At 45.3% G+C, this 5,536-nt stretch carries 5 protein-coding genes; 2 read left to right on the top strand and 3 right to left on the bottom strand.

Translation table 11 applies throughout. The features are described 5' to 3' along the window. Positions 1–88 precede the first annotated feature (88 nt). Together ACTXGO_RS09010 and ACTXGO_RS09005 are read right to left on the bottom strand one after the other, a co-directional pair. Positions 89–427, bottom strand: a complete 339-nt coding sequence (locus ACTXGO_RS09010; RefSeq protein ID WP_443541944.1) for a RidA family protein — start codon at positions 425–427, stop codon at positions 89–91. A 33-nt stretch (positions 428–460) separates the two neighbouring features. Further along, positions 461–1,723 (bottom strand): NAD(P)/FAD-dependent oxidoreductase, encoded by a 1,263-nt coding sequence (locus ACTXGO_RS09005; protein ID WP_443541819.1) that lies wholly within the window; start codon positions 1,721–1,723, stop codon positions 461–463. Between the two features lie 229 nt (positions 1,724–1,952). Here ACTXGO_RS09005 and ACTXGO_RS09000 point away from each other — a divergent pair, with 229 nt between their 5' ends. Continuing rightward, entirely contained in the window at positions 1,953–2,297 is a 345-nt protein-coding gene (locus tag ACTXGO_RS09000) for a DMT family transporter (RefSeq protein ID WP_435949164.1), read from the top strand. Between the two features lie 17 nt (positions 2,298–2,314). Here ACTXGO_RS09000 and ACTXGO_RS08995 read toward each other — a convergent pair whose 3' ends face one another. Continuing rightward, positions 2,315–4,483 (bottom strand): ATP-dependent helicase, encoded by a 2,169-nt coding sequence (locus ACTXGO_RS08995; protein WP_443574129.1) that lies wholly within the window; start codon positions 4,481–4,483, stop codon positions 2,315–2,317. A gap of 256 nt (positions 4,484–4,739) precedes the next feature. On the opposite strand from ACTXGO_RS08995, the gene ychF reads away from it, so the two are divergent. Beyond that, positions 4,740–5,536 (top strand): redox-regulated ATPase YchF (gene ychF, locus ACTXGO_RS08990; RefSeq protein ID WP_443574127.1); only part of this gene is annotated, 797 nt, incomplete at its 3' end.

Below are 5,536 nucleotides of genomic sequence, written 5' to 3'. Positions count from 1 at the left end.
GCCGTGTCTGGAACACAGCTTTGATAAACTAGCAGCGATCAGCAGTGCCATGGTTGAATGTTCAACACGCCCTAATGCAAATACCGTATTACTCAGCAGCGATAGCGATCATCTCAACGAGTAGCTCAGGACGTGCTAGAGCTGATTCACCACAAGCGCGGGCGGGCGGTTGAATGCCTTCGAACCACTTGTCCCACACCTCATTCATCGCCGCAAAGTCAGCCATATCCTTTATCCAAACTGTCACAGATAGCAGTTTAGATTTGTCACTACCTACTTCTTCTAGTAGCGTTTGAATCTTCTCTAAACAGGTTAGTGTTTGCGCTTGGATATCGTCTTCGGCGTTACCAACTTGACCGCACAGATATACGGTTTGGTTATGTACGACGATCTTACTCATACGCTGATTGCTATGCAGTTTCTTAATCATTATTTATCCTTATATACTTTAGTTTAAAAATTATTTTTTAGCGAAACGTTGGGCATTAAATGGTTCAACATCAACCGTTAGCGGCTTGTCGTGGATTAGCTCTTCGACCAGACGACCGGTAATTGGTCCCAAAGTAAAGCCTTGGTGACTATGCCCAAAGGCGAACCATAACTTGTCATGCTTATCCGCAGGCCCAATGACAGGCTTCATATCTGGCATACAAGGACGCGATCCTGCCCATGCCTCACTCTCTACCGCATCCTCTAAAGGCAGTATTTTAGTTGCCAGTTTCAATACCGTTTTTAGTTGACCGAAGTTCTTGGGTGCATCCATCGTCGTCATCTCAGCGCCTGTCGTAATACGAATGCCTTGCTGCATCGGGCCCATGACGAAGCCTTTGTCCATGTCAAACATACTATGATGGATGGTGTTTTTGTCACTGATCTTGAAGTGTTGATGATAGCCGCGCATCGGGAACAGAGGTAGATTGTAGCCCAGTGGTTTGATTAGCTCATTTGACCAAGGACCTGCCGCAATAACCAAATGATCGCTATGATAGGTTTCGTTATCCGTCACCACCTGCCAGCCTTTGCCATCGTTGTTATCAGAAGGTGTGATTTCTTTGACGTTGCTCTCTTTAATTATCCCTTGCATCTCTTCAAAGTTTTTAGCGTATGCTTTTACCAGTGCACTTGGGTTTGAGACTTGCCAAGAGTTGAGCCAGTGAATAGCACCGACAAAACCCTCAAAATTAGCATTAGGCTCCATCGCTTTTAACTCATCTAGGCTGAGAACTTTGTGCTCAACGCCCTGCTCGCGATCTTCAATAGCGGTCTTGGCGGCCTTTTTAAGCGTCTCCTCTGAGCGGTGCAACTGTAGCCAGCCATCACGGGTGATCAGCTTATCAGCGCCTGAGGCTTCGATCATGACCTGATGCTCGCTGGTGCAATGAGCAATCAGCGTTTGCCATTCTGATTCAATCTTTTTGACCGAATCTGGCGTTGAGAATTTCCAATATTGCAGTAGCGCTTGATGATAACGTAGCAGCGCAGGTATGCGGTAGCGAATATCGGTGCCTTGATTCGGTAATACGCGCACCATTTCTGTGATCTGACGCGGAAAAGGATGGGTATGAATGGCTTCACGCTGAATGAGACCGGCGTTACCATATGAGGTTTCAAGCCCTGGCAGTTTTCTATCTAGCATCAGTACTTTCGAGCCATTTTTTTGTAAGTGCCAAGCTGCTGCGGTGCCGACCATACCTGCACCAATCACAATCACGTCATAACGCATAGCCTATCCTTTTCGCTAAGAGCATAGAGAAGTTTAATGCGATATGGTAACGCATTACTGTAGATTTTAAACCACTATTTGACAAAATATTTTGTTAACTCTTACTTTTGGTTATATAACTTTTTTATTTTTATCTTTACTAAGTATGTGCACCAAATTTCACGACTTGATTTGTTTTATTAAGGGCGCATTACATAGCTTTGAATATCTACGGTTAGGATAATTTTTTATGAATCCTGTTGTGATCGGCTATGGATTTTTGGCGTTGGCTATCGTCTTTGAAGTATTAGGTACGACCTTTTTGGTCAAGTCTGAACAGTTTACCCGCTTAGTGCCTACGGTTTTGATGGCAGTACTCTACATCGGCTCGTTTTACTTTTTGTCGCAGACGCTAAAGACGATTCCTTTAGGTATCGCCTATGCCATTTGGGGCGGTGTGGGTATTGTATTGACCGTTATTATCGGAGTGACCTTGTTTAAACAAAGTATCGACATACCAGCGATAACGGGTATCGGTTTGATCATTCTAGGCGTTGTGGTGATCAATGTGTTCTCTAAGACGGTTGGGGGTTAGAATATACATTATGGTGCTCACCACCACACCGGATCTGCACTTGCCAGCGCCGCTAATCCTTTAGTAGATGACTTAACCTCAACCTCGCTAGCGGACAGCTCGGCAACAAACCGTGAGGGCTTATCAAAATATCCAGAGTAGCTGGCGAAGTAATCAGGCGCAGTTAAGTACAGCTTGTTTTTGGCGCGGCTACAGGCTACATAGAACAGTTTGCGCTCCTCTTCTAATTCCTCAAAGTCATCTAATGAGCGATGGTGCGGGGTCATGCCATCAACTAAGGAATTCACAAAAACAATTGGCCACTCCAGCCCTTTAGCACTATGAATGGTTGAAATAGTGACCTTGTCTGTGTCGTCATCCTCAGGAGCATCCATCGCTGCCACTGAATCGTTGGGTGGATCAAGGGCTAAGTTCTCTAAAAAGTTATCTAGGCTACTATGCTCAGTCGCCAAGTTCTTGAGCACACGAAAATCCTCGCTACGCTCGCGCCAGTTTTCCTCAACCGTCTTTAAAATAGGAATATAAAAGTCGAGCACCAGATCGATAATCGTCTCAACCGACTGCGCTTGTTGCGCTTTGCTCAAGGTGCTATGCAGCGGTGCAAGCTGTGGGCTTTTCTTACTAAATTTGGGTAATAGCAAGGGTTCAAACGAGTTGTCATCACTATTGATCACTTGCGTTAAGCGCGTAGCAGTGACTGCCCCAACGCCCTTAAATAAGGTCAAAATACGATGCCACGCAATCGTGTCATTGGGGTTATACAGAATTTTAATAAAGGCTAAGACGTCCTTGATATGGCGACGCTCAATGAACTTAATACCGCCGACGACGATAAAGGGAATACGGCGCTCCATAAATTCCAGCTGCACATAGTTGGACTGAAAGGAGGTTCGGCACAGTACCGCAAAGTCGCTATAGTCATGCTCAGCTTTGTGCTTAATAATCTGATTAGCGATGTATTTGGCCTCTTTTGTCTCATCGCTAGCACGGCTAAAGATGGGTTTTGCGCCTGTTATAGCCGCGTTTGAGTACAGCTGCTTTTGGTAGCCTAAAGTGATTTGCGCAGACAAGGCATTGATATAGCTTAAAATAGCAGGCGTACTACGATAGTTTTGCTCAAGCTTAATCAGACTCGCTTCAGGGTAGGTCTCCCCAAACAGTAAGATGTTTTCATAATTTGCACCGCGAAAGGCGTAGATGCTTTGATTATCATCGCCGACGACCATCAGCGATACAGACGCGGGCGCACAGATGAGATCGATGAGCTGCTTTTGCGGAATATTGGTATCTTGATATTCATCAACCATGACGTAGCGATAGTTGTCTTGCAAGAGCTGACGGAAGGTATCATTAGACTTTAGATGGCGGACCACTTGGCTGATAATGTCGTCAAAGTCGTACAAATGGTTGGCGCGTTTGTACTCGTGAAAGTCGATAGCCAATTGCTCAATGATAGGGATATGAATGGCAATATCAGGATAGCTGTCTTCGATCAGAGTATTGATCGGGATACGGCGGTTTCTGGAGGTGGAAAAGATATTTTGTAAGGTGCGTTTGCGCGGAAAGGCTTGTTTTTGTGTTTGCGCAGGGTACTTTTTTTCTTTATAGATCAGATCAATAGCGTCCTCGGCGTCGCCAGTATCCAAAATAGTAAAGCGTGGATTGATACCGAGTAGCCCTGAGTATTGTCGTAGTAGCCGATTACAGAATGAATGAAAAGTGCCGCTGGTGATATCGCTTATCATCTTGCTAGTGGGTAAGATGTCCTCGGATAACTCTTCATCAGACAGTGTATTCGTGAGTAAGGTTTTTGCGCGGCTTTTGATCTCATTGGCCGCTTTTCGGGTAAAGGTCAGTAATAGTATTTGCTTAGGCGCAACGCCATTTTCTAACAGATAACTAGTACGGTAGGTCAGCGTTTTAGTCTTACCCGAACCTGCTCCAGCGATGACTAGCGCTTTGCCTTGGGTAGTAGTGGCCGCAAGCAGTTGATTAGGATTAAGCTCGCGGGCGTAATCCACTTTGAGTCCCAAATTATTATGCAGGCGCTCATCAATGACCTTGTCATCAGCATCCACCAAATTCGCCTCTAACTTTTCGATAGCTTGTTCAAGGCGTGCAAGCTTGGGTTTTATGTCTACAAAGTTTTGTGGATAATTGTACTGGCGTGTATCAAAGATTGTCATCGTTATTAAGTGCCCATCATATTGTTTTGATAAATTTGTTTGCGAATGCTTTAGGAGAGTAAATACAAAGGCATTACTCTTAAGGTAGTTATAGAGTACCCATAAAAAGGCCTGTGCGCTATGGTATAAATACAAAGTAACAACTCACCCATCCCCTAGCAAATTTGCTACAATATGCCCAATTTTGGACGACGCTCCAAGCGCGCGGTCCTCCCTTATTTTACAACACTATTTTTAATACTACTGAGAGACCATTATGGGTTTTAATTGCGGCATCGTTGGCCTACCAAATGTGGGCAAGTCCACTTTATTTAACGCCTTGACCAAAGCGGGTATCGCGGCAGAGAACTTTCCGTTTTGTACCAAAGATCCCAACACTGGCATCGTGCCTGTCCCTGATCCAAGGCTAAAAAAGCTTGCTGATATCGTCAATCCTGAGCGCGTTATGCCAACGACGATGGAGTTCGTCGATATCGCAGGCCTCGTCGCTGGTGCATCAAAAGGCGAAGGCATGGGTAATCAGTTCCTAGCCAATATCCGTGAGACCGATGCCATTGCCCACGTGGTACGCTGCTTTGATGATGACAACGTCGTCCACGTCGATGGTCGCGTCAGCCCTATCGATGATATAGAAACCATTAATACTGAGCTGGCACTTGCTGATTTAGAGGCCGTTGAGCGCGCCATCCACAACCAAACCAAAAAGGCCAAAGGCGGTGATAAAGACGCGCAAGCTTTGCTTGATGTGTTTAAAAAAGTCGAGCCATTACTGGCTGAAGGTAAGGCGGCGCGCGCCGCGAATTTAGATATCGATGAGAAAAAACTTATTAGAAGTTATGGCTTGATCACGCTCAAACCAACCATGTATATCGCTAACGTGTCGGAGGATGGTTTTGAAAATAATCCGTATCTTGACGCCGTACGTGATTATGCGACAGGCGAAGAGTCAATCGTGATCGCCTTGTGCAATCAGATTGAATCTGAAATTGCGCAGCTCGATGAAGATGACAAAAAAGACTTCTTAGAAGATATGGGTATGGACGAGGCGGGTCT

It is taken from the genome of Psychrobacter sp. T6-1, from assembly GCF_052258445.1.
The sequence above is the reverse complement of the archived record's forward strand: the minus strand, read 5'-3'. Positions and strand labels throughout refer to the sequence as shown.

Bases quoted from the DNA above. Each gene is read 5' to 3' on its own strand.
- ACTXGO_RS09005 (WP_443541819.1), bottom strand. From the start codon at position 1,723: ATGCGTTATGACGTGATTGTGATTGGTGCAGGTATGGTCGGCACCGCA.
- ACTXGO_RS09000 (WP_435949164.1), top strand. From the start codon at position 1,953: ATGAATCCTGTTGTGATCGGCTATGGATTTTTGGCGTTGGCTATCGTC.
- ACTXGO_RS08995 (WP_443574129.1), bottom strand. From the start codon at position 4,483: ATGACAATCTTTGATACACGCCAGTACAATTATCCACAAAACTTTGTA.